The organism is Dactylosporangium sp. NPDC051485, from assembly GCF_040682015.1.
Taxonomy (GTDB): domain Bacteria; phylum Actinomycetota; class Actinomycetes; order Mycobacteriales; family Micromonosporaceae; genus Dactylosporangium.
In genome coordinates this window covers 41,170-62,854 of record NZ_JBFAZW010000054.1, presented here as the reverse complement: position 1 = coordinate 62,854, position 21,685 = coordinate 41,170, and the positions used below count along the sequence as shown (strand labels likewise).

Below are 21,685 nucleotides of genomic sequence, written 5' to 3'. Positions count from 1 at the left end.
CGCCGCGCGCCTGCCGCCGAAGGGGCTTCGCGGCAAGATCGGCATAACCCGCCGTTCACCCGCGAGCCGCTGCGCGGACTTCGACGCCGTGCAATGGGTCACATCGGCGCCGTGACGGCCTCATGCGTGCGTTTCGCTATTGCATATCACTTGCGATACCGAAAGACTGCCGACGAGACCAAGGAGGCGGTCGTGCACATTCCGGACGGATACCTGAGCCCGCAGACCAGCGTCGTGTTCGGCGCCGCGATGCTGCCGCTGTGGTGGCAGTCCGCGGCCCGGGTGAAGAAGGTCGTCAAGAGCCGCTACGTGCCGCTCGTCGCACTCGGCGCGGCGTTCTCGTTCGTCGTGATGATGTTCAACATCCCGATCCCCGACGGCACCACCGCGCACGCGGTCGGCGGCGGGCTGATCGCCATCCTGCTCGGGCCGTGGGCGGCGTGCATAGCCGTGTCCATAGCCCTGCTCATCCAGGCCCTGTTCTTCGGCGACGGGGGGATACTCGCGTTCCCCGCCAACGCCTTCAACATGGCGGTGGTCCTGCCGTTCGTGGCCTACTGGACGTACCGGCTGCTCACCAGGAACGCCTCGCTCACCTCGGGGCGGCGCGTCTGGGCCGGCGCGGTCGGCGCCTACGCCGGGCTCAACGCCTCCGCCCTGGTCGCCGCGGTCGAGTTCGGCATCCAGCCCGACCTGTTCCACAAGGCCGACGGCACCCCGCTCTACGCGCCGTTCCACCTCTCGCAGACCATTCCGGCGATGATGCTGGCCCATCTGGTCATCGCCGGCGCGGTCGAGGGCGCGCTCACCGGCGGCGTGGTCGCGTACCTGCAGCGGGCGAACGTGCCGCTGCTGCGCATCAACGCCCCCGAGGTGCCGCTCACCGACGCCGAGGTGCAGCGCCGGCCGGTCAGCCCGGTCCGCGCCGCCCTCGTCACGCTCGGCATCATGGCCGTGGTCAGCCCGCTCGGCCTGCTCGCGCCCGGCGGCGCGTTCGGCGAGGACGCCCCCGAGGACCTCGACCTGGCCAAGTACAACCTCGGCGCGGTGCCCGAGGGGCTGCATCGGTACGCCAACTTCTGGGGCCAGACGCTGCTGCCGGACTACGGGGGCGGGAGCTGGTGGCAGTACATCCTCAGCGCCATCATCGGCGTGGTGGTCGTCGCCGCCGTGGTCTTCGGCCTCACCTGGCTCATCGGGCGCCTGCGCGGCGGCGAGCGGGAGGCGGCCGACCTGGACTCCCCGCCGGTGCGGTCGTGACCGCGCCCGCTTGGCTGCTGCAGCCCGAGGTCGGGCTGTGCCCGTGCGGCTGCATCGGCAAGCGGCGCAAGGGCAGCTTCGTGGCCAGGACCCTGGCCGGGGCGACCGGCGTGCTGCGGCAGGCCATCTTCTCCGAGGACGTGGCCGCCGGCCCCGGCCTGCTGCAGCGGCTCGACCCGCGGGTCAAGCTCGTGAGCATGGTCGGCCTGCTGGTCGTCGTCGCGCTGGTGCACTCCCTGCCGATCCTGGCCGGCGCGTACGTGGCCACCGTGGCCCTCGCGGTCGCGTCCGGGCTGTCGGTCGGGTTCTTCATCAAGCGGGTCTGGCTGTTCATCCCCATCTTCACCGGGATCGTGGTGCTGCCGGCCACGCTGTCCGTGGTCACGCCCGGCGACGTGCTGCTGCCGCTGTGGCACTGGCACGGGCACACCCACGGCGTCACCGAGCAGGGGCTGCACGGCGCCGGGATCATCGTGACCCGGGTGGCCACCTCGATCTCGCTCGTCGTGCTGCTCACCCTGACCACGCCCTGGGTGCGGCTGCTCGCGGCGCTGCGGGCACTCGGCGTACCGAAGATATTCGTGCTCATCATCGGCATGGCCTACCGGTACCTGTTCCTGCTGCTCGACGCCGTCGAGGACATGTACACCGCGCGCAAGGCCCGCACGCTGACCGGCGACGCCGGGCGCGACGGGACCAGGGCCGGCCGCCGGTTCGTGGCGGCCGGCGCCGGTACGCTCTTCGGCAAGGCCCACCAGCTCTCCGAGGAGATCCACCAGGCGATGACCGCCCGCGGTTACTCCGGCAACGCCCGGACGCTCAGCGGTTTCCGGCTGCGCGGCGCCGATCTCGCGTTCGCGCTCGTCGCCGCCGCCCTGGCCGCGGCCATCCTGGTCGCCGACTACAAGGTTGGACGATGACCACGGTCTTCGAGTGCAAGGACCTGCACTATGCGTACCTCGAACGCTTCCCCGCCCTGGATGGCGTCTCGCTGCGGGTCGGCCAGGGCGAGACCGTCGCGCTGCTGGGCGCGAACGGCTGCGGCAAGTCGACCCTGCTGAAACTGCTCGACGGGCTGCTCTTCGGCGATCGCGGCACCTTCACCGCCTTCGGCGAGGAGGTCACCGAGGACAAGCTCGAGGACGAGCAGTTCAACCACGGCTTCCGGGCCCGCGTCGGCTTCGTCTTCCAGAACTCCGACGCCCAGGTGTTCTCCCCGTCGGTGCGCGAGGAGATCGCCTTCGGCTGCCTGCAGCTCGGCCTGGACCGTGCGTCGGCGGCCGCGCGCGTCGAGGACGTGCTGGCCATGCTCGACATCGCCGACCTGGCCGACCGGGCGCCGTTCCAGCTCTCCGGCGGGCAGAAGAAGCGGGTGGCCATCGCCTCCGTGCTGGTCATGAACCCGGAGGTGCTGCTGTTCGACGAGCCGACCGCCGCGCTCGACCCGCGCACCCAGTTCTGGCTCATCGAGCTGCTCGAGCAGCTGCGCGGGGCCGGCAAGACCATCGTCCTGGCCACCCACGACCTGGACACGCTGCCCGACCTGGCCGACCGGTGCGTGGTCTTCAGCGAGCAGCACCGCATCGTCGCCGACGCGCCCACCGCGCAGGTGCTGGACGACCGCGATCTGCTGCTGTCGGCCAACCTCATCCACGGTCGAGCAAGCCTTTTAAGGAAGACGTAAACTTTCGCGCCTCGCCGTGCGTCTTTACTATGTGCGCTTCACCCCCGCCTTGTTGAAGGCCCACGCCATGCTTCGTGACGCCCGGCCCAGCCGGCGCTCCGTCATCATTGCCGGGAGCGCGGCCGTGCTCGCCGGCTGCACCACCGACGGCAAGTCGCCGCAGACTTCGGCGCAGGGCTCCGCCGGGCCGTCGGCCGGCCCGAGTGCCCCGCCGGTGACGGCGCAGATCACCGCGCCGGCCGACGGCGCGGCCAACCTGCCGGCGGCCATGGAGGTCGCGGTCGCCGTGGCCAACGCCAGCAAGACCGAGGTCGTGTTCCTCGACCCGGCCGGCGGGCGCATCGCGGCGGTGCCGCACCAGGTCCCGGGCTCGTGGGTGCCGGCCCAGCAGCTGCAGTACGGCACGGCCTACCGGGCCCAGGTCACCGCGACCGGCGCCGACGGCACGACGGCCACCGCCACCACCGGCTTCACGACCATGAACAAGCCCGGCAACCTGGCCAAGGTGACCACCGTCGTCACCGACGGCCAGACCGTCGGCGTGGCCATGCCGTTCATCATCAACTTCGGCGTCGACGTGGCCAAGGACCAGCGGGCCGCCGTCCAGCAGCGCCTCAGCGTGGTCAGCGAGCCGCCGCAGGAGGGCGCCTGGAACTGGTTCACGCCCAAGGAGGTCCACTTCCGGCCGAAGGACTACTGGCAGCCCGGCACCCGGCTCACCCTGCGCGCCTCGCTGGGCGGGCTGCCGATCGGCGGCAAGTGGTACGCCGAGAAGGACCTCACCGTCGCCCTCACGGTCGGCCGCCGGTTCCTCATGGAGGTCGAGAACCGGACCCACCAGCTGACCGTGACCCAGGACGGCCAGGTCGTGAAGACCATGCCGGTGAGCAACGGCCGCCCGGCCAACCCCTCGGCCAGCGGGCACATGATGATCATGATCAAGAACGAGTGGGAGTGGTTCGACTCCTCGTCCTTCGGCGTCCCGTCGGACTCGAAGGAGGGTTACCGCATGAAGGTGTACTGGCCCCAGCGCCTGACCTGGGACGGCGAGTACTTCCACTCGGCCCCCTGGTCCGTCGGCGACCAGGGCAAGCGCAACGTTTCGCACGGCTGCACCAACCTGTCGCCCGCGAACGCGGAATGGCTGTGGAAGCAGACCCTGATCGGCGACCCGGTGATCATCCGCAACACCGAGGAGCACGTGAAGTGGGGCAACGGCTGGACCGACTGGGACGTGCCGTGGGAGCAGTACGTCAAGGGCAGCGCGGTGCCGTACCAGCCCCCGGTGCCGCCGTCCGCCTCCCCGTCGGCTTCGGCCACGCCGTCGGCTTAGCTTCGCGGCTGGACGCTGTCTACCGGCCGGTCGCCATGACGCCGGCGGACAGCGCCGGCCCGGGTGTCTTCGCGCGCCTGGACACCCGCGAGGCCGAGCCCGTGCTGCGGGCCCTGCTCGAGCGGTACGCCGCCGGCGACGAGCCCACCCGCGCCGGGATCCGGCGCCTGTTCGACCGCTACCCGTCCTTCCGGTGGGCGGCCCACCTGCCCGGGGCGTGCTCCACGGCGGCCGAGCTCCGTGCCTACCTGATCCACCTCTCCGCCCGCGACCAGGGCGCCGACACCCGCGACGAGCTGCTGGCCCTGCGGGCCCTGTGCGACCAGGCCCGGCGGGCCGGCATCGACCCGAACCCGGTCCTGGCGGAGGTGGCCGCCATGTCCAGCGACGAGGACCGCTGCGGCATGGGCTCGATGCGCGCCATCCTGGCCGCCGGCGGTGACTGAGCGTCACCTGCATTTGGGCGGAGGTCGGTCAGGACGGCGGTTTGGGGTAGCAAACATTCCGTCCGTGCGCTCATCCGCGAGGGCCGGACCCGGTATCGCTGGTCAATCCGGCCCACCACCCGCTGCCTTAAGTGATCCGCAGGACGGTCGCGCTAAGCGTGGGGCCCGCGGATCGCGCTGCCATCCGGCAGTGCCGCGTACCCGTCCAGGAGGATGTCGACCGCCTGGCCGAACCGGGAGTCGAAGTCGAGCCCCGCGCGGGTGGCGATCACCTCGGTGAGGTTCGGGAACTCGGCTGGGTCGAGGTCGCCGGCGGGCTGATCGACGTCCGGCTCCGAGTCGTCGTGACCAGGCGTTCGCCCGACCTCTGCGAGGGTGTGCCCGATCGTGAAGGTGGCGAGCACGGTCACCACGTCCATGGCCCTGCCCAGGGCAAGCCCGGCTGCCCGCATCGCGGCGAGCCGGCGCTCGGACATGCGCAACGCCTGTGGTGAGTTCACCGGCCGGGTCGCGGCCAGCGGCAGGACCCCGGGGTGGGCAAGCAACGCCGCCCGTAGTGCATGCGCGAACTGGCGCATCCACGGCACCCACGACCCGGCCCGGCCTGCCAGCGGCTCTTCCAGGTCGGCGAACGCAATCTCCATGACCCGGTCAACGAGGCCGTCGAGCAGGGCGGCCTTGTTCGGCACGTGGCGGTAGAGCGACATCGCCTCGACACCGAGGTGTGCGCCGAGCTTTCGCATCGACAGGGCGGGCAGGCCGTAGGTGTCCAGGTACTCCAGCGCGGCATCGAGCACCCGTTCGCGGCTCAGACCGGCCTTGGCGCCGTTGCGTCGATCTGGCACTACGACCCCCTTGACTCATGCTTACGGCGTAAGCCACCATACCGTTCAATTGATGCTTACACCGTAAGCATGTGGTGCCCACCTTCCAGTTGCCACCGACCCGAACGAGGCTGACATGCTCGTGCTCGCGCTGACCCTGCTCCTCATTGCGGTCGCCTACTTCCTCGTCGCCACCCTCGTCGACCTGCACCCGCTCAACAACGTGCGGTCCGCCAAGCGCTCCGAGCAGCTCACCGAGGTCGCGGTCAACGCGCCGATCATGACGCTGCCTGCTGTGCTCCTCGCGCTGGCGGCGGCGATCCCACTGCCCGCGCTCGGCTACGTCGGCGGCACCCTCGAACTGCTCATCGCAGTCCACGGCATCGTGCTGTGGTGGATGCCCTACCTCACCGGCGTCGCGGTGCCGTGGGCGACAGCCGGGACCGGCGCGACCTGGTCCGAGCTGCACGCTCGCACCTACGCCGACACCCTCATCGTGCTGCCGCGCATCGGCGACCGCCCACGGCCCAATGTCGAGCACATGATCCTGCACGCGCTGTTCCTCGCCGCGGCAGCCTGCACCTTCATCGCGACCGGAACGCTGTGAACCCGCAGAGAAGGCCGGCGGCGCGAAGTCCACGCCTCCCGTCGCACGGTCAGCGTCCGGTGACGCGCTCCGCCTCGATCGTGAGCAGGAGCCGGATCTGGTCGCGCCCGCCGAACCACGGGTAGGGCGTGCCGAGGTAGCGGTGGGCGAGCTTCTCGATGTGCTCGACCGCGCCCTCCTCGGTCATGCCGACGACCCGGCCGCGCACCTGGAAGTACCGCCGCGGCTCGTCGGAATCGCCGATCGCCACGGCTACCCGCGGGTCGCGCTCGATGTTGCGCACCTTCTGGTGCCCGCGCACGGTATTGATCAGTACATGCTCGCCGTCGGTGTCCACCCAGGTCTGGGTGACCTGCGGCGACCCGTCGGGCATGAGCGTCGTGAGATAGCACAGACTCGGTCGTTCCAGCAGCTGCAACAGCGCCTCGGGAAGATCCACGCCCCGCAGGCTATATCCTGCCCTTCCCTTCCGCTCGAGGTGGTACGCAGGGTGGCCAGCTACGACGCGAGCTGTCCAGGTACGGCGACGCACCACGCCGGGCGTGGGACGTCCGGCCCGGCGACCGGCGGGGGTCAGGCGGCGGCGCGCAAGTGGGTGACGGCGTCGCCGGTCAGCGGCCGGCCGTGCCCGAAGCAGGCGAGCTCGGCCTGCCGCCGGAAGGACGCGGCCGCCTGCTCCGGGTCGGTGTTGAACTGAGGGTCACACGCGGGGCGTCGGCATCAGGGTCGGTGCCACCGCGGTGAGGTCGACGACCTGGACGGACGGGGCCACCCGGGCCACGGCGGCGGCGAACGCGGCCGGGTCGAGTGGGAAGCCGTCCGCCGAGTAGCTGGCCGCGGCCGCGTCGGACGGGACGTGGTAGATCATGCGCACCACGTTGGCGGGGACCCGCTGCGGCAGCGGGGGCGCGCCGTCGGGGGCCTGCAGGCCGACGTAGGACTGGGTCAGCCCGGCGACGCGGACGCGGTACAGATAGATGGTCGAAACCGCCCGCCAGGGGACCGTGTCCGCCGGGCGGTAGAGCGGCGGGCGGCCGCCGAAGCGGATCCCCTCCTCGTCGACGCGCAGCCCGACCTTGCGGGTGAGCGCGGCGTGGCCGTAGAGCGCCAGCACGGTGACCGACGCGGCGTAGCAGGCGGCCGCGACGACCGCGGCCTCGTCGCCGGAGCCGCCGAGGGCCAGCGCGGCGGTGCCGGCAAGCAGGCCGGCCGCCACGAGTCCCCAGACGGCACGGCTCACGCGGTACCGGACCTCGTACCGCGCGTCGATCATGCGCGCATCCTGCCCGATGGCCGCCGGCGGGACAACCGCGGCGGCCACCGGGCCGGGCGGCCGCGCCCAGCCGTCCGTCAGTGAGCAGTGGACTGGGCCAGCGTGGCCAGCCGGACGCGGGAGTCGATCTCCAGCTTCCGGAAGATCTGGCGCAGGTGGTAGTTGACCGTGTGGGTGGAGATGTGCAGGCGATGGGCGATCTGCTGATTGGTCAGTGCCCGGCCGACCAGGGTGGCCACCGCCGCCTCCTGACCGGTCAGCCGGGCCCATCCGGTCGGGCGCGCCGGGGCCGGGGCCGGCCGGCCGCGGCGCACCGCGTCGACGAAGACCGCCACCGCGCCCGGTTCGCCGGAGACCGTGACCGTGAGGCCGGCCGCATTGAGCTCGACGAGGACGTGCTGTTCCATCGGTATCCCCCCTATAGACGCCGCCGTCCGCTCGACTGTCTCCGGGGCCGGCGGTAAGGCGTCTGAGTGGGATCTGAAAGCGATGTGAATATCGACATCTCGCCTCGGCGGGGGCGGATGCGGTACATCTGGACCATGCCCGACTCCGCGGTCCGCTTCCGGCTGCTGGGGCCGGTGCGGGTCCTCGGCGCCGACGGGCCCGTCGACGTCGCCGGCGCGACCGCGCGCGCCCTGCTGGCGCTGCTGCTCATGCGCGGGGAGGCCGGGGCCGGCCTCGACGAGATCATCTCGGCGGTGTGGGGCGGACCGGGCGGCGCCACCCGGGACAGCGCCTACCACTACCTGTCCACGCTGCGGCGCACCCTCGCCGCCGGGGGCACCGGCGGGGAGCTGGAGACCCGCCGGCCCGGCTACCGGCTGCGGGTCGACCCCGAGGCGGTCGACTGGCACCGCTTCCGGCGGCTGGCCGGCGCCGCCCGGACCGCGCGCGAGCAGGGCAACCCGGCCGCGGCGGCGGCGCTTCTGCGCGAGGCGCTGGCCCTGTGGGAGGGCCCGCCGCTGGCCGACGTCGGCGACCGGCTCGAGCCGCTGCGCCGGCAGATGGCCGACCGGCGGCGGGCCGCGGTGGAGATGCTCGCCGGGATCGAGGCGCAGCAGCGGCGCTACCCGGTCGTGGTCGAGCTGCTGCAGGAGGAGGTGGCCGGCGGTCCGGTCCGCGAGGGGGCCGCCGCGCTGCTCGTCGACGCGCTCACCGCGCTCGGCCGGCGCGACGAGGCGGGCGCGGTCTACCGGCTGGCCCGCGAGCGCCTCCACGACGAGCAGGGGCTGGAGCCGGGGGCCGAGCTCGCCGCGGCCCACCGGCGCGCGCTGGGCGCCGCCCCGCCCGCCGCCGGCCCGGCCGAGCCGCCGATCTCCGGGCTGCCGCGCCCCGACCCGCACTTCACCGACCGCGAGCACGAGCTGCGCCTGATCGCCGACGCCGTCGGCGGGCCGGGCGGGCGGTCGCTGTGCGCCATCTACGGCATGGGCGGGGCCGGTAAGACGGCCCTGGCCGTGCGGGCCGCGCACGAGCTGCAGGCCGCGTTCCCCGACGGCGTCATCTTCCTCGACCTGCACGGGTACGCCGAGGAGCACGCCGCGCTCAGCCCCACCCAGACGCTCGACCGGCTGGTCCGGCGCCTGCGCGTGGACGCCGAGCGGATCCCGTCCGACCCGGGCGAGCTGGCCGCGTTCTACCAGGACCTCCTCGACGGGCGGCGCATCCTGCTGGTGCTCGACAACGCCCGCGACGCCGGCCAGGTCCGTGCGGCGCTGCCCCGGCCCGGCGGCTGCGCGGCCATCGTCACCAGCCGGCGGCGGCTGCCCGCGCTCGACGACGCGCTCGTGCTGCCGCTCGACGTGCTCGGCGAGGACGACGCCGCCGCGCTCTTCCTCGCCGTCGCCGGCGCCGCCGACCACCTGGACGCGGCCGACCCGGTGCTGCTGCGGGTGGTCGAGCTGTGCGGGCGGCTGCCGCTGGCGATCCGCATCGCCGCCGCCCGCTACCGGGCCACCGCTGACCGCTCGCTGGCGGAACTGGCCGCCGGCCTGACCGAGGAGTGTGACCGGTTGAGCGAACTGGAGGACGACGACCGGTCGGTGGCCGCCTCGTTCCGGGTGTCGCTGCAGGACCTGCCCGAGCCGGTGCGCCGCCTGTTCGGCCTGCTCGCCGTGCACCTCGACGCGACCTTCGACGCGCACGCCGCCGCGGCCCTGGCCGACCTGCCCGTCGGCGACGCCCGCCGGCACCTGCGCCAGCTCGCCGACCGGCACCTCATCGCGGAGTCCGGGCCGGGGCGGTACCGCTTCCACGACCTCGTCGCCGTCTTCGCCCGGCAGCAGGACACGGACCTGGACCCGGAGCCGCTGCGCCGCCTCGCCGACTACTTCCTGCACGCCGCCGACCGAGCCGACCGCCGGATCACCCCGCACCGGTACCGGGTGCCGCTGGAGCTGCTCGGCCGGGAATGGTCACTGCCGCCCCTGGACGGCTACGACGACGCGCTCGCCTGGCTCACCGCCGAACAGCGCAACCTGGCCCGCGTCTGCGTCGCCGCCGGGGCCGCCGGCCTCGACGACGTGTGCTGGCAGCTGGCCTACACCCTGCGCGGCTTCTACTTCCTCACCAAGCGCTGGCGGCCGTGGGTCGGCACGCACGAGGCGGCCCTGGCCGCGGCCCGCCGCCGCGGCGACCGGCGGGCGGAGGCGATGACCGCCACGAACCTCGGCCTGGCCCAGCAGGAGCAGGGCGACCGGGCCGGGGCCGAGCGGCACTTCACGCTCGCGCAGCAGCTCTTCGCCGCCGAGGGCGACCCGCACGGGCTGCACACGGCCCGGATCAGCCTGGCCTGGCTGCGCTACGACGAGGGCGACTACGAGCAGTTCCTGGGCTGGATGCGCCCGGCCCTGGACTTCTACGAGGGCGAAGGGGCCGAGCGCAACGCGGCCATCACCCGGCGCGGCATCGGCCTGGCCGAGGCGGCGCTGCGCCGGACCGTCGCGGCCGCCGAGTCGCTGACCCGGGCGCTGGACACGTTCGACCGGCTCGACCTGCGCATGGACGCGGCGATGACGTACAACGCGCTCGGCGAGCTGCACCAGGGCGCCGGCGACCCGGCCCGCGCCGCCGCCGCCTTCACCAAGGCCATCGCCGCCGCGGCCCGCTCGGGCAGCCGCTTCGAGCAGGCCCGGGCCCGGCAGCGGCTGGGCGAGCTGGCCGCCGCGGCCGGCGACCGCAGCGCCGCCCGCTGGTACTGGACCCAGGCCTGGGCCGGCTACGACCGGCTGCGCGCGCCGCAGGCCGGCGAGGTGCACGCCCTGCTGGCCGCGCTGGACTAACCGGGCCTCGGCGCTCAGCTCTCCATCGCGAGGCCGGCGATCGCGCCCCGCGCGTCGAAGCGGACCGCGACGACACAGTCGGTGACGTCCCGGCCCGTCGTGTAGTCGAAGCACGCGCAGCGGTCGGGTTCGCCGGGGTAGAGCCCGATGCGGACCAGATGCAGGCGCCGCAGGAACGCGTCCTCGTCGCTCGGCTCCTCGCCCAGGTCGTCGACGTGGTGCTCCAGGTACTCGCGCAGCACCGGGTCCTCGCGGATCGCCCGCCGGGCGGCTCGGTCGAACTCGTCCGCTTCGGTGGTGAACCGGGCGACGCGGTCCTTCGCCGCGGCGTCCGGCGGCGCGCCGTCGAACCACAGGTCCACGGCCACCGCGCGGCCCGCACACTCGATCGAGGACTCCCAGACGTTGCTCGTCACCCGCCCGAGCGTAGTACTGCCGGCGGCTCGCCCTGTCTACGTCCGGGGCGGTATGCACAAGAGCCGGTCGTGGCATGACGACGGCGGGCGGGGCGGCCGGGCAGCATCGGGGCATGTCCACGCCGTACCGCTTCGTCGTCCCCGTCCCGCGGCGCGCCGCCACCGGCAGTGTCGCCGCCGTCTACGAGCGCTCGTCCCGGGAGCTCGGGGCGCTGTTCGCGCCGCACCTGTCGGTCGTGCCGCGGCTGCACGCGGCGCTGTGGGCGCTGCTGCGCGAGTCGCTGCTGTGCGGCACCGCGCCGCGGGCCCGCAAGGAGGTGGTCGCGGCCGCCGTCGCGGTGGCCAACCGGTGCCCGTTCTGCATCGACGCGCACGGGGCGATGCTGCACGCGGCCGGCGCGCACGACCTGGCCGGGGCCGTGCTGCGCGGGGAGGCGCCGAACGATCCCGCCGACGCCGCGCTGGTCGCCTGGGCGGCGTCGACCAGGACGGCCGACCCGCTGCCGTGGCCGTTCCCGGCCGCGCTGGCCCCCGAGTACGTCGGCACGGCCCTGGCCAACCACGTCATCAACCGGATGGTCGACGCGCTGCGGCCCGGCTCGCCGCTGCCGGGCGGGGCGCTGCGGGCGCCGGCGCGCCGGGCGGCCGGGATGGCCCTCGCCCGGACCGCCCGGCGGGCCTGCGCGCCGGGGGAGTCGCTCGACCTGCTGCCCGCGGTCGCCGGGCCCGGGCCGGCCTGGGCCGCCGGGACGCCGGTCGGGGTGGCGTGGGCGGCGCTGGAGCTGGCCGCCGGCGACGGGGCGGGGCTGCTCGGCACCGCCGCCCGGGCCGCCGTGATGGCCGCCGTCGAGGGCTGGGACGGCGGGCATCCCAACCTCGGGCCGGCCTGGCTGGACGGGGCGCTCGTCGCGGTGCCGGGCGCGCAGGTGCCGGCGGCGCGGCTGGCGCTGCTGGCCGCGCTGGCGCCGTACCGGCTGACCGAGGGGGCGGTGGCCGCCGCCGGGCTCGAACCCGGGGACCTGGTGCGACTGCTGGCCTACGGGGCGTTCGCCGCCGTCCGGCGCATCGAGCGAGCCGTGCGCGTGATGGCGACGGCGTGAGGCCCTCAGGGCACCGGGGCGCCGGGGGAGCTCGTGCGGTACAAGATCGGTATGGTCTTGTCCCCGAACCACGGTGTCGAGCTCGTCGATCGGGTCATCGAGTCGGTGCGGGCCGATCCCGGGCGGCTCGTGCTGGATTACAACAAGTGGGCCGGCCCGTGGGTCGAGGGGGCACCGGCGCCGCTCGCCGGGGTCGAGACGTTCCCGAGCGGCCGTCCGGCGCCGGCGAGCCTGCGGCGCTGGCTCGCCTACGACAGCGGCCTACTGCGCCGGCACAAATGGTTCGACGACGCCGGGCGGCTCACGCCGCGGACGCTCGGCGAGATCGCACTCGAGGAGTACGGCGAGGCGTTGGGCGGCTTCTACGCCAGCCCGGCGCTGGCCGGGCGGTTCGCCGAGTGCTTCCTGCTGCCCGGCGGCAGCGACTCGCGGCGGGTGCTGGCCACCGGCGCGCCGGACGCCTCGGGGGAGTACCCGGTGTTCGCGCTCGACGTCGACGACCTGCCGTGCATCGAGCTGATGTACCCGGGCTTCGACGTGTACCTCGCCGACACCGCGGGGGTGCTCGGGGTCGAGCGCGGGCCGGGGTACTCGTCACTGGGCTCGGACCGGACCTATGGGCCACGGATGCGCGAGCACGCCCGCAACTTCTTCGGCGGCGAGTACGGCGAGGACATCGCCTCGTGGTGAGCGGGAGCCGCGCGCTGCGTGCCATCGCTCGAAGGCGCCCATCCGACGAACGACCACCCGGACCGACGCTTGGTTGCAACCAGATCTTGCGCAGCCCTGCCAACGCCTATCGTGCGGCGGTGATTTGTTCTCGGAGAATGTCACCATGGCCGGCGTGACGGGCGAAATCCTCGATCAGGAGCAGGTAGACAAACCGTAGGCTGACATCGCCGGCCCGGGGGTGCGCCCTGGTGTCGTCGAGCTCGAGCTCGGCGGCGATCACGCGGGAGCGCTTGCTGGCGCGCTCGAATTCGGCGATCACGTCGGCAAGCGTTTCGCCGTCGGCGACAACGAAACTGCCGTCGTCGCCGGTGGCGTAGCCGTCGCATGCGGACTCGTCCAGGCCGAGCAGGGTGCGTTGGAACCAGATGCGCTCGGCGGTGGCGGCGTGTTTGATCAGCCCGATCGGTGTGGTCAGTGAGACGACCAGGCGCCGCCGCGCGTCAGTCTCGGATAGCCCTCGCGCGGTGTCGATGAGCGCTTGCCGGTTGCGGTCAAGCATGCTCTCCAACATGAGACGTTCGGGTCCAATGGTCATTCGGGGCCATATGAACATGAATAGTCCAGCTTTCCGAGTTGAAAGGACATTGACGGATCGGATTATGGGCGCGTACTCGAGCAGCATGAGGCTCGATCGGACAGGGCTCGTCTCGATCGCCGAGGAGAGTACCGATGACCTCGGTGCCGGAGGCTCGCCGGAGAGGTAGGCGCTGCAGCACCACGATGCAAACGCTTCTCGGTCCGTAGCGAGAGGGTCCTCGGGGAACGCCGTGTCCAGAGCCGAGGACGAGCCGGATCGATCGCAAGGATAACGCCCAAGCCATGCGCGCGTCACGTGACCTGTACCGCGATCCGTTCCAGTGCGCTATGAGAAGAAGGCATCCCGAAGCCCAAGAGGCTTCCTCGACACCAAGATCGGCTCGGGCCACTCGGAGTTTGAGAGGCCGTCGCCGCGCTCTGCGAGGGTGTCGCCGGCTACCCGTTGCGGGGATCCGCGTGCCTGAAGGGTCGTCGGCAGCCGACGAGCCGAATCGATAGGATCGAACGCCTCAACAGCGAGCGGCCGAGCGGCGGGGGCGGGCAGTGGCGGGGGAATCGCACAACGAATCGATCATCGAGTCGGCGCACGGATCCGGGCCGGGCGGACCGTACGCGCCGGTGTCCTCATGAGGGCCGTGCACCTGCGGTTGCTGGCCGTCGGGGCCGTGCTGCTCGGTGGCGTGACAGGGTGTGCCGCCGATGGCCCGAAGTATCCGATCCTCGGCACGACGGATGTCTGCTCGCTGTTCGACCGTGCCGTCCTGACGGCCGCCGTGCCCGACGGTCAGGTGCGAGGGTCCGCCCTCGACGATGTCGAGGGAAGCAACGGCAACTATGGCTACTGTGAGTTCAGCAATGTGATGGGCACGTTCCCGGCCGACCGGGACTTCGCTGTCCTCCGGCTGGAGATCAGGAAGTACGCGTCCGAGGAGGACTTCGTCAACCGGCACTGGGCGCAGGACGATCTCGGGGGGACGTGCCAGAACTTCATGAACGGCGCTTATGCCGAGGGGGCGACGGCACCGGTCGACCAGTGGTGTGCGAGCACGCGGGAGGACAACGACGGCGTCCCCGACTACTACTACTATTTCGCGGCCCGCCGCGACACCGTGAAAGTCACCGCCTACTACGTGTACCCGCTGGCCAAGCCCGCGGCCGAGGTGGAGCACATTCATGCGGTCACGCGGGTCGCGGCCGAGAGCGCGTTTCGGTAGCCCGGTGCGACGCTGACTGCCCGGCCGGGCACCTTTACTGTGCGGGTGTGGCCGGGGAGCGGGTGACGGGGCGGCACGGAGGGATTCCGGTCCGGTGGTACGGGGACCGGGCTGCCGGGCGGCCGCCGCTGGTCTGGCTGCACGGCGGAGGGTTCGCGCACGGGGACCTCGACATGCCCGAGTCGCACGCGGTAGCGGGCGCCATCGCCGCTGCTGACCCACGCTGAGGACTTTGCCCGGCGTTCCCGTTCGACGCTGTACAGCAGGTCACGCCGCCCCCGGTCGCTGACCCGGCTCGCGGCGACGCAGACGACCAGGCGGTGCAGAACCTCGCGATGGTCGATCGCGAGCTGGAGCGCGGTGATCCCGCCGCCGGAGACACCCATGACGTCGACCGGCTGTCCGAACCGCTCCCGCAGCGCGATCGCGTGCCATCCGGCCAGTTCTGCGATGGTCGTGCCGGAGGGCATGCCGACGGGGCGGCAGATCAGGTGGACCGTGCGGCCCGACCCGAGCGCCACGGCGCGGGCCGACCGGGCCAGCGATCTCGGCACCTCCTCGGACAGGTCGGCGCCCCGGCCGAGACCGGGCAGGAACACCAGGGGCGGACCGTCCCCAGCGGCCGCCACGGACAACCCGTTGTTCAGCCGCTCACCGCGCATGCGATCCCCTTCGTTCCCCGGGCCGCGGCGGTCGCGGGCCGACACCCAGTATGGGATCCGGCTCCGCGCGTGACGTGCCGTGTTTCGCCCGTCCTCGACCGGTTTCTACCCGCGGGGAGCAGTCGAGGGCGAGTTTGACGTGCGCGGCCAGCGAGCGGTGGCCTATCGGGGCGGCGGTGCGAGTCGGCGGGTGACCCAGGTGCGTGCAACGCCGACAATGATGCCCGCCACGGCGAGGGCCATGACACCGCGTGCGAGCAGGCCCGCGGCAGCATCGGCGCCGCCCAGAACCGCGAGCAGAGGTCCCGCCACGGCGGCGAGGATCGCCAGGGGGAAGCCGAGAACCATCCGCACAGTGAATGGCGCGGCGGGCTCGAACACGGCGAGGAGGATCACGCCGAGCGCGAAGACGTTCATCGCTGGCACGACGGTCGCCTGCCCGGAGGAGTACCCGGCGTCGCCGATCGCCGGCCATGCTGCGTCCGGGGTCACGCCCACCAGGACGAACGCAATGCTGGCGTAGAGCGCCACCGCCGAAAGGCCGATGAGGACCCGGAGCCAGAGGCGGTGCCGGATGCGCAGCACGAATCCGATTGGAGGCCGCGCCGCGTCAGTTTTAGTTATAACCATGCAACTGTTGTAACGATACACGCAGCGATTGTCAAGTAACAACTGTTGTACCATGGCACGCATGGCAGGTGATCCCGCACCAGACGAGGTGATCGAGCGGGCGCTCGTGCGCATCCGGCGGGACCAGCAGGCGCGCCACCTGCAACGCCGTGCGGTACAAGGGGATCCCGCCGCGGCGTCCGCCGTGAACGCGGCACGGTTTCGCTACCTCGACGCCCTCGACGGCGCCCCCAACGGCCTGCCCATCTCGGAGGTCGCCGATGCGATTGGGGTTGACCGGCCGCGAGCCAGCCGTCTGACCACCGAGTTGGTGGGGGACGGCCTGGTGGAGCGCGACACCATGCCGGGCGACTCCCGCTACGCCCTGATCCGGCTCACGCAACAGGGCAAAAAACTCGTCGACGGCATCCACGAGACCCGGCGCCGGAACGTCGCCGAAGCACTCACCGAATTCACCACCCAGGAGGCACAGACCTTCGCGGCACTCCTGGAACGATTCGTGGACGCGTGGCCGCGTAACCCTGCCTGATCGAAGCCGACACGATGCACCGTCGGATCGACGAAACCAAACGACCGCGCCGTCGACCGGGCCTGTCAAGAAAACGGCTCTGGCACTCATCCGGATCGACGGATTGGGATGTCACGTCTTGGCAAGGATGCGTTTGCGGAGCAGGTCGAGGTTGGCGCGGCCGTACATGGCGCGTTTGATGGCTTTGGCTCTGGTGACGGCGCCTTCGACTGCTCCTGAGCTGTGGGGCAGGGTGAGGCCGTTGGTGATGGCGTCTTGGTCGCGGCGCATGCCGATAGCGAAAGATCGCAGCGCGGGAGAGTCGTCGTTCTCGATGGTGGTGAGCCAGCGCTCGAGGTTGCTGCCTTGCCGTTGGGTCATCATGACGGCGAAGGTGCGGACGTATTCGGCGGTGCGGTCGAGTTCGGGGCAGTGGTCCCGGATCTGGCGGAGACAGGCACGGTCGGCGTCCTTGAGCCGGTCAGGTCTGGTCATGATCCATCGGATGGCGTGGCGGGGCTTGATCGGACGCGGCCTTGGTTGCGGGACGTGTTGGTGGCCGCGGAATTGGTGCAGGAAGCGGCGGACGGTCAGCTTGCCGCCGCGGTAGCCCTGCTCGAGCAGTTCCCGGAACAGCGCCGCGGCGTCGGTCTGGCCATGGCTCCAGCGTTCGGTCAGGTAGGTCTTGAACGGGTCGAGTTTGGTCACCCGGTGAGTGGCCTTGAACAGCAGCTCGTCGAGGCTGCCGGCGCGGGCGAACCGTCTGACCGTTCCCCGTTCCAGGTTGAGCTCCCGGCACATCGCGCTGAGGGACTTGCCCTGGGCCAGCAGCGTCTGCACCGCCGCGTAGCGTTCCTGAGTCCGGGTGACCAGGCGCCGGTCTCGGCCGTGGACATCGCGGACTCCGTCGGGCGGCGGTGCGGTCTGGACTGGCGCCGGTTCGGTTTGCTCTTCGGTGGCGGGTTCGGGCGGGTGCAAGCAAGCCCGGTGGGCCAGTACCGTCTTCTCGACGGCCTCGCCGAGGTTGGCCCACAAGTGGTAGCGATCGGCGACCTGGATCGCGTTCGGGGCGCCGGCCCGGGCGCCGATCGTGTAGTTCCCGCCGCGGTCACGGCAGATGACACGCACGCCAGGATGGCGGCGCAGCCAGTCGGCGAACGTGTCTGCGCTGCGGTCGGGCAGCACGTCGATCGGCCGGTGCGTCGCCATATCGAGCAGGATCGGCGCGTAGTTCTGACCTTTCTTGATCGCGAAGTCGTCGACGCCGAGCACTTCCGGCGCCTGAAGGGGACGGTCCGGGATGCGGCGGATGATCCGCAGCAACGTCATCCGGTTGACGGGGACGTCGAGCGCGTCGGTCATCCGCGCGCCCGGCCGGCCGCCCAGCGCCAACGCGACGGTCTCCAAGACGCCGCTGGCCAACTGGGTCCGACGTGCGTATCGGGAGGCCACGCCGCTCTGCTCGGCAAAGATCCTCCGCTCGCAGCTGGCATCGGTGCAGGAAGAACCGGCGCACCATCAGCCGGATCAGCACCCGCCGCCCAGCAATCGCCAGGTCGGCCAACCGACGCCGATACCGGCTATGCACCCTCACGGACGCCCTGCGGCAGCTCGGGCACGATGCCGCCGACGCGACGCAACGCGCCTCCACCTGAACGCTCGACTCTGCCAGCACAACCCGGTCCACCACCACGCCATGCAGATGCGGGAACAACGTGCCAACAAGCTCCACAAGGGAACGATCAAACCATCTAGATCAGTCGATCACCGGACCAGTGCCAGAGCCCGTATTCCCCAGCTGTAGCGGTCTGCCGCTCACGTAAGTCGTGAGCGTCCACGGTGGCGGCCGCGGGTGGCGCAGAAGCCACGCCTGGTCTGCCCGGGGAAGGTGTCGTACCAGGTCGGCTCGCCGCCATCGCCGGTCCAGCGCAGCCCTTCGAGGGGGAACCCAACCCATAACTGCATCGGTCCACCGGCGCGCTTCTGGCAGTGCACACAGCTGCACACATGCGGATAGTCGGGCGAACCGGTGACGGTGAACCGGATCCTCCCGCATAGGCAGCCGCCGGAGCGGGTCTGTGTATCGGTCGTGGTCTCGGGCATCAAAGCAGTTCCTCAGCGTTCGACAAGATCGGATGGACTTGAGGTACTGCGCGATCTCGGAGTACGGCGCCCGGCGCACGGACGTCGAGCGGACTCCGGCTCCGGCAAGACGACGCTGGTCGAGGCGCTGCTCGCGGCGACCGGCACGATCGGCCGGCCGGGCGGGCGTTGCGGTCAGAGGGCGGAGCAGGAGCTCGGACGTCGCCGCGACGGGGGCACAAGCATGCGCTCCCGAGGACCCGGCCTGCCGCCGGCCGAGGTCAGCCCTCCTCCCGCTCGAGCTCCTCCAGCCACATCTGCGCGGATTCGTCGTTCCAACGGCCGCCAGGGTCGGCGACGATCCGCACCACCGCCAGGAGTTCCGCCTTCTCGGCCGCGGTGCGCTCGCCTGGGCGGTAGTAGATGGCCGCAAGCCCGTCCAGGATCGACGTGATGGACCAAGAGTTGTCGGCCGTTCGCGCCATCGCCAGCAGTTGCTTCCACGCGCCGGGCAGCATCAGCGCGCAGAACTGGACCGGGTCGCTGAGATAGTAGTGAGCGTCGGGACCGTTGAGCCTGGCCGCGGCCTGGATCAGGCTCTCCAGGACCTCCGGGGTGGTGCGGCCCATCCAGCCCAGGAGCGCGGCCGAGCGTCTGATGTCCTCGGCGTCACCGCCGCGCAACTGCGCTAGGGTCGCGGCGAACGCGTCCTCGTCGGGGCGCAGGAACTCGCACACGCCGCACGCGCACAGTTCCCGGGCGGCCTCGTAGGCGGCCCGCTCGTCCACGGAGAGCTCCTCGATCGAGAGCCGCTCGTCGTCGCCGTAGAGGCCGTCGTCGTCGACCTGCCAGAGCACGCCACGCAGCACGACGAACCGGTCGCCGGCCGGCGCGGCCTCGCCCCGCTCGGGCCGCTCCTGCGTGATGGTCACACCCAGGTCGCGGGCTTTCACCCGTACATAGGGCCATTCGACGGCGACGGCGAGCCCGAACCAGTGCAGCCACGCGCTTGCCGACCGGTGGCAGACGCCGGTCAGGTCGGGAAACCACCAGTACGCTGTCGTCTCCCCGGCATCCTGCGGGCTGCCGACCGGGTCGGCGTGCTCCAGGTAGGAGCGCAGCTCGTCGTACTGCGGCCCGACCGTGTAGTTGCGCACGAAATTCTGGACAAGGTTCCAGGTCGCCTCCCGGAACGCATCGACGTGCCCGTCACCGCTGACGCATATCGCATGACCCGCTGCTCCCATGGGCGGCCACAATAGCGATCTTGCGCAACCCCGGGGGTCCGGCAAGCCTCGAGCCCAGGGCGCCACCCCGCGTCCCGGTGGGTCATGATCTTTTCGCGGCGCCGCCGCAAGGGCGGTGGGCAGCAGGGGATCGTGGAGTTCTGGGCCTGGTGGGCGACCGCGCGGCCACGGGTGGAGGCGGCCATCACGGCGCGGGACGTCGAGCCGATCGCGCCGGAGATGAGCGCGGGTACGGGCCATCCATCCGGGGTTCTCCACCGCGCGCGAGGCCGGGAGCTGGGCGGGCGCGAGGCCGGGCACGCCCTGGTCGTGTCCGCCGGCGGGCAGGCCGAGCTGCGCAGCCTGGCCGCGCGGTGGCGGGCGCTCGCGCCGGACGGGGGCGACGGGCGATCACCGGATGAGTGCCAGAGCCGAATTACGTGAGCGCTGACACTGCAAGGTCGGCGGTGATGGTTCGCTGGTCCGTCAGGATGGGATGGCCCGGAAGGACGCGTCGCTGTGCCGTACGCGCAAACTGCGATTCCCGGCAAAACATGACAAAAAGCTCCACCGGGTCCGCGCACTGCCGGGTGGCCCGTTGGCATCCGTACCGGCATAGAAAGATGTGGATCTACTGGTCAGGTCGGGGGGCGGATGAAACGAACAGTGCGTGCGCTCGTAGTCGCCGCGGTGACCGTGGTGGCCCTAGTGCTTGGCGATCTGCCCGCGTGGGCCGCTACGTGGGTGCCGTGGGACGGCAACCACATCACCAGCCAAAACAACTGCCTGTCGCGCCGGGCCTACATCGCTACGACCTACAACATTCCGCCGCAGGATCTGCGCTGCCAGTACTACCCGCCGAACTCGTGCGGCGGGTCCGGGTACTGGCTGCTCGAGCTCGATGTGGACGGGATCGTCGCCCGGCGGGAGATCTCGGTGGCGCCGGTCCAGGTATCGTGGAGTGATCAACCGGTGGTCGCCGCCTGTTAGGGCCGGCTCGCTGCCTGAAGGAGTCGTGGTAATGGGTGCGGGGTGGGAGTTCCTCGTCGTCGACGAGGGTGACCCCGCCCTCGCCCGTGGCCTGCTCATCGTTTGGGACGGCAAACCGTGGCTGGTGGGTGACGGTGGTGTCGTCACGGTCTCGGATGGCTCCGTCACGACGGCTTCGTGCGCGGTCCGGCTGGACGCGAGCCGGTCGGCCGTCGATCCGCGCGACTGGGCGCAGCACTACGGAACCGTCGCCGGGCAGTGGCAGGCGGGGACGCTGGTGGTGTCCGGTGGCACCTGGTTCACGCCATGGGGCAACCCGGGTGCGGTGCAAGTCACGATCAGGGACGGCCGTGAGCGTGGCACTGTGGTCGGCAGTCCGGATTGGACGCCCAGGCTACGGCCGGACATCGAACGGTCCCTGATGCACGACGGCCTGCTCCTGACCCTCTTCCGGACCCGTGATCCACGCGGGGATGAGGGCTGGATCGCCGTCGCGACCGACACCGATGTGGTGCGTGCGGCGCTGCGACCGCAGTACGGTGACCGGCTCACCGTCGTGCAGAGTCGCTGGACGCCGGCGCTGCTCGACGAAATCACACACCTGTTCAGCGGCGCCGAGGTGTGCTCGATCGGCAACGGGCTGACCCCCGACCATCAGCTCACCGTCGCCGCGACCGTGCTGCGCCTTCCCTCAACGCTGGCCGCCCGGCTCGCGCCCTACCCGATGGACGCGATCTCCCTCACCGCCCTCGTCGTACCGGCAGGCCAGAGCAACATAGCGCAGCCACCGGCGGCAACCGCCCCGCGCTGAGCGCCGCGCACCATCGCGCGGCCCGTCGAGGCGACTCAACCGCGGCACGGGTACGCTCGACCGCCA

The 21,685-nt window shown here is 71.7% G+C and carries 22 protein-coding genes and 3 pseudogenes; 14 read left to right on the top strand and 11 right to left on the bottom strand.

Going from position 1 to position 21,685, the window contains the following annotated elements:
• Nucleotides 1–192 precede the first annotated feature (192 nt).
• From cbiM to AB0M46_RS28165, 5 genes are read left to right on the top strand one after another with little or no spacing between them, the layout of a single operon-like run.
• Nucleotides 193–1,260, top strand: a complete 1,068-nt coding sequence (gene cbiM / locus AB0M46_RS28185) for a cobalt transporter CbiM (RefSeq protein ID WP_363340657.1) — start codon at nt 193–195, stop codon at nt 1,258–1,260.
• Nucleotides 1,257–2,180 carry a cobalt ECF transporter T component CbiQ gene (gene cbiQ, locus AB0M46_RS28180; protein ID WP_363340654.1) on the top strand — a complete coding sequence of 308 codons (924 nt, stop codon included), beginning with the start codon at nt 1,257–1,259 and terminating at the stop codon, nt 2,178–2,180. Before cbiM ends, cbiQ begins: the two co-directional genes overlap by 4 nt.
• On the top strand, nt 2,177–2,944 hold the full coding sequence (locus AB0M46_RS28175) for an ABC transporter ATP-binding protein (RefSeq protein WP_363340652.1): 768 nt from the start codon (nt 2,177–2,179) through the stop codon (nt 2,942–2,944). The genes cbiQ and AB0M46_RS28175 overlap by 4 nt, the downstream gene beginning before the upstream one ends.
• Before the next feature lie 16 nt (nt 2,945–2,960).
• Entirely contained in the window at nt 2,961–4,277 is a 1,317-nt protein-coding gene (locus AB0M46_RS28170; RefSeq protein ID WP_363340650.1) for a L,D-transpeptidase, read from the top strand.
• Between the two features lie 35 nt (nt 4,278–4,312).
• Nucleotides 4,313–4,723 carry a hypothetical protein gene (locus AB0M46_RS28165; RefSeq protein WP_363340648.1) on the top strand — a complete coding sequence of 137 codons (411 nt, stop codon included), beginning with the start codon at nt 4,313–4,315 and terminating at the stop codon, nt 4,721–4,723.
• A gap of 152 nt (nt 4,724–4,875) precedes the next feature.
• Here the strand turns inward: AB0M46_RS28165 and AB0M46_RS28160 are convergent, their stop codons facing one another.
• Entirely contained in the window at nt 4,876–5,568 is a 693-nt protein-coding gene (locus AB0M46_RS28160; RefSeq protein ID WP_363340646.1) for a TetR/AcrR family transcriptional regulator C-terminal domain-containing protein, read from the bottom strand.
• Nucleotides 5,569–5,683: 115 nt separating this feature from the next.
• Between AB0M46_RS28160 and AB0M46_RS28155 the strand changes: the two genes are divergently transcribed.
• On the top strand, nt 5,684–6,154 hold the full coding sequence (locus tag AB0M46_RS28155; protein WP_363340644.1) for a hypothetical protein: 471 nt from the start codon (nt 5,684–5,686) through the stop codon (nt 6,152–6,154).
• A gap of 49 nt (nt 6,155–6,203) precedes the next feature.
• Here the strand turns inward: AB0M46_RS28155 and AB0M46_RS28150 are convergent, their stop codons facing one another.
• The 3 genes and pseudogenes from AB0M46_RS28150 to AB0M46_RS28140 form a co-directional block, all read right to left on the bottom strand.
• Nucleotides 6,204–6,593, bottom strand: a complete 390-nt coding sequence (locus AB0M46_RS28150) for a PPOX class F420-dependent oxidoreductase (RefSeq protein ID WP_363340642.1) — start codon at nt 6,591–6,593, stop codon at nt 6,204–6,206.
• Between the two features lie 261 nt (nt 6,594–6,854).
• Complete coding sequence (locus AB0M46_RS28145; protein WP_363340640.1) at nt 6,855–7,427, bottom strand: hypothetical protein; 573 nt, start codon at nt 7,425–7,427, stop codon at nt 6,855–6,857.
• A gap of 77 nt (nt 7,428–7,504) precedes the next feature.
• A pseudogene (locus AB0M46_RS28140) lies at nt 7,505–7,702 on the bottom strand (helix-turn-helix transcriptional regulator); the annotation flags it as partial.
• A 267-nt stretch (nt 7,703–7,969) separates the two neighbouring features.
• On the opposite strand from AB0M46_RS28140, the gene AB0M46_RS28135 reads away from it, so the two are divergent.
• Nucleotides 7,970–10,711 carry a BTAD domain-containing putative transcriptional regulator gene (locus AB0M46_RS28135; protein ID WP_363340638.1) on the top strand — a complete coding sequence of 914 codons (2,742 nt, stop codon included), beginning with the start codon at nt 7,970–7,972 and terminating at the stop codon, nt 10,709–10,711.
• 14 nt (nt 10,712–10,725) lie between these two features.
• Here AB0M46_RS28135 and AB0M46_RS28130 read toward each other — a convergent pair whose 3' ends face one another.
• Nucleotides 10,726–11,127 (bottom strand): DUF2004 domain-containing protein, encoded by a 402-nt coding sequence (locus AB0M46_RS28130; RefSeq protein ID WP_363340636.1) that lies wholly within the window; start codon nt 11,125–11,127, stop codon nt 10,726–10,728.
• Nucleotides 11,128–11,240: 113 nt separating this feature from the next.
• Between AB0M46_RS28130 and AB0M46_RS28125 the strand changes: the two genes are divergently transcribed.
• Nucleotides 11,241–12,227 carry a carboxymuconolactone decarboxylase family protein gene (locus AB0M46_RS28125; protein WP_363340634.1) on the top strand — a complete coding sequence of 329 codons (987 nt, stop codon included), beginning with the start codon at nt 11,241–11,243 and terminating at the stop codon, nt 12,225–12,227.
• Between the two features lie 51 nt (nt 12,228–12,278).
• Nucleotides 12,279–12,917, top strand: coding sequence for a hypothetical protein (locus tag AB0M46_RS28120; protein ID WP_363340632.1), 639 nt, complete (start codon nt 12,279–12,281; stop codon nt 12,915–12,917).
• A 106-nt stretch (nt 12,918–13,023) separates the two neighbouring features.
• Here AB0M46_RS28120 and AB0M46_RS28115 read toward each other — a convergent pair whose 3' ends face one another.
• A complete protein-coding gene (locus AB0M46_RS28115; protein ID WP_363340630.1) occupies nt 13,024–13,458 on the bottom strand; it encodes a DinB family protein in 435 nt (144 codons plus the stop codon).
• Nucleotides 13,459–14,131: 673 nt separating this feature from the next.
• Between AB0M46_RS28115 and AB0M46_RS28110 the strand changes: the two genes are divergently transcribed.
• Nucleotides 14,132–14,710, top strand: coding sequence for a hypothetical protein (locus tag AB0M46_RS28110; protein WP_363340628.1), 579 nt, complete (start codon nt 14,132–14,134; stop codon nt 14,708–14,710).
• Here AB0M46_RS28110 and AB0M46_RS28105 read toward each other — a convergent pair.
• Together AB0M46_RS28105 and AB0M46_RS28100 are read right to left on the bottom strand one after the other, a co-directional pair.
• Nucleotides 14,668–15,372, bottom strand: a complete 705-nt coding sequence (locus AB0M46_RS28105; protein ID WP_363340626.1) for a hypothetical protein — start codon at nt 15,370–15,372, stop codon at nt 14,668–14,670. The two genes, AB0M46_RS28110 and AB0M46_RS28105, sit on opposite strands and share 43 nt — an antisense overlap.
• A 162-nt stretch (nt 15,373–15,534) precedes the next feature.
• Nucleotides 15,535–16,023, bottom strand: a complete 489-nt coding sequence (locus AB0M46_RS28100; RefSeq protein WP_363340624.1) for a hypothetical protein — start codon at nt 16,021–16,023, stop codon at nt 15,535–15,537.
• A 40-nt stretch (nt 16,024–16,063) separates the two neighbouring features.
• Between AB0M46_RS28100 and AB0M46_RS28095 the strand changes: the two genes are divergently transcribed.
• Entirely contained in the window at nt 16,064–16,531 is a 468-nt protein-coding gene (locus AB0M46_RS28095; RefSeq protein WP_363340622.1) for a helix-turn-helix domain-containing protein, read from the top strand.
• Nucleotides 16,532–16,642: 111 nt separating this feature from the next.
• On the opposite strand, the pseudogene AB0M46_RS28090 reads toward AB0M46_RS28095, so the two are convergent.
• The 3 genes and pseudogenes from AB0M46_RS28090 to AB0M46_RS28080 form a co-directional block, all read right to left on the bottom strand.
• A pseudogene (locus tag AB0M46_RS28090) lies at nt 16,643–17,998 on the bottom strand (ISL3 family transposase); the annotation flags it as partial.
• Nucleotides 17,999–18,023: 25 nt separating this feature from the next.
• Nucleotides 18,024–18,161: pseudogene (locus AB0M46_RS28085) on the bottom strand (transposase family protein); the annotation flags it as partial.
• Nucleotides 18,162–18,873: 712 nt separating this feature from the next.
• Nucleotides 18,874–19,839, bottom strand: coding sequence for a hypothetical protein (locus AB0M46_RS28080; RefSeq protein ID WP_363340620.1), 966 nt, complete (start codon nt 19,837–19,839; stop codon nt 18,874–18,876).
• Nucleotides 19,840–19,923: 84 nt separating this feature from the next.
• Here AB0M46_RS28080 and AB0M46_RS28075 point away from each other — a divergent pair, with 84 nt between their 5' ends.
• From AB0M46_RS28075 to AB0M46_RS28065, 3 genes are all read left to right on the top strand, one after another.
• Complete coding sequence (locus tag AB0M46_RS28075) at nt 19,924–20,262, top strand: hypothetical protein (protein WP_363340618.1); 339 nt, start codon at nt 19,924–19,926, stop codon at nt 20,260–20,262.
• 246 nt (nt 20,263–20,508) lie between these two features.
• Nucleotides 20,509–20,808, top strand: coding sequence for a hypothetical protein (locus tag AB0M46_RS28070; protein ID WP_363340616.1), 300 nt, complete (start codon nt 20,509–20,511; stop codon nt 20,806–20,808).
• 31 nt (nt 20,809–20,839) lie between these two features.
• Nucleotides 20,840–21,619, top strand: coding sequence for a hypothetical protein (locus AB0M46_RS28065; RefSeq protein WP_363340614.1), 780 nt, complete (start codon nt 20,840–20,842; stop codon nt 21,617–21,619).
• The last annotated feature ends 66 nt before the right edge of the window (nt 21,620–21,685 follow it).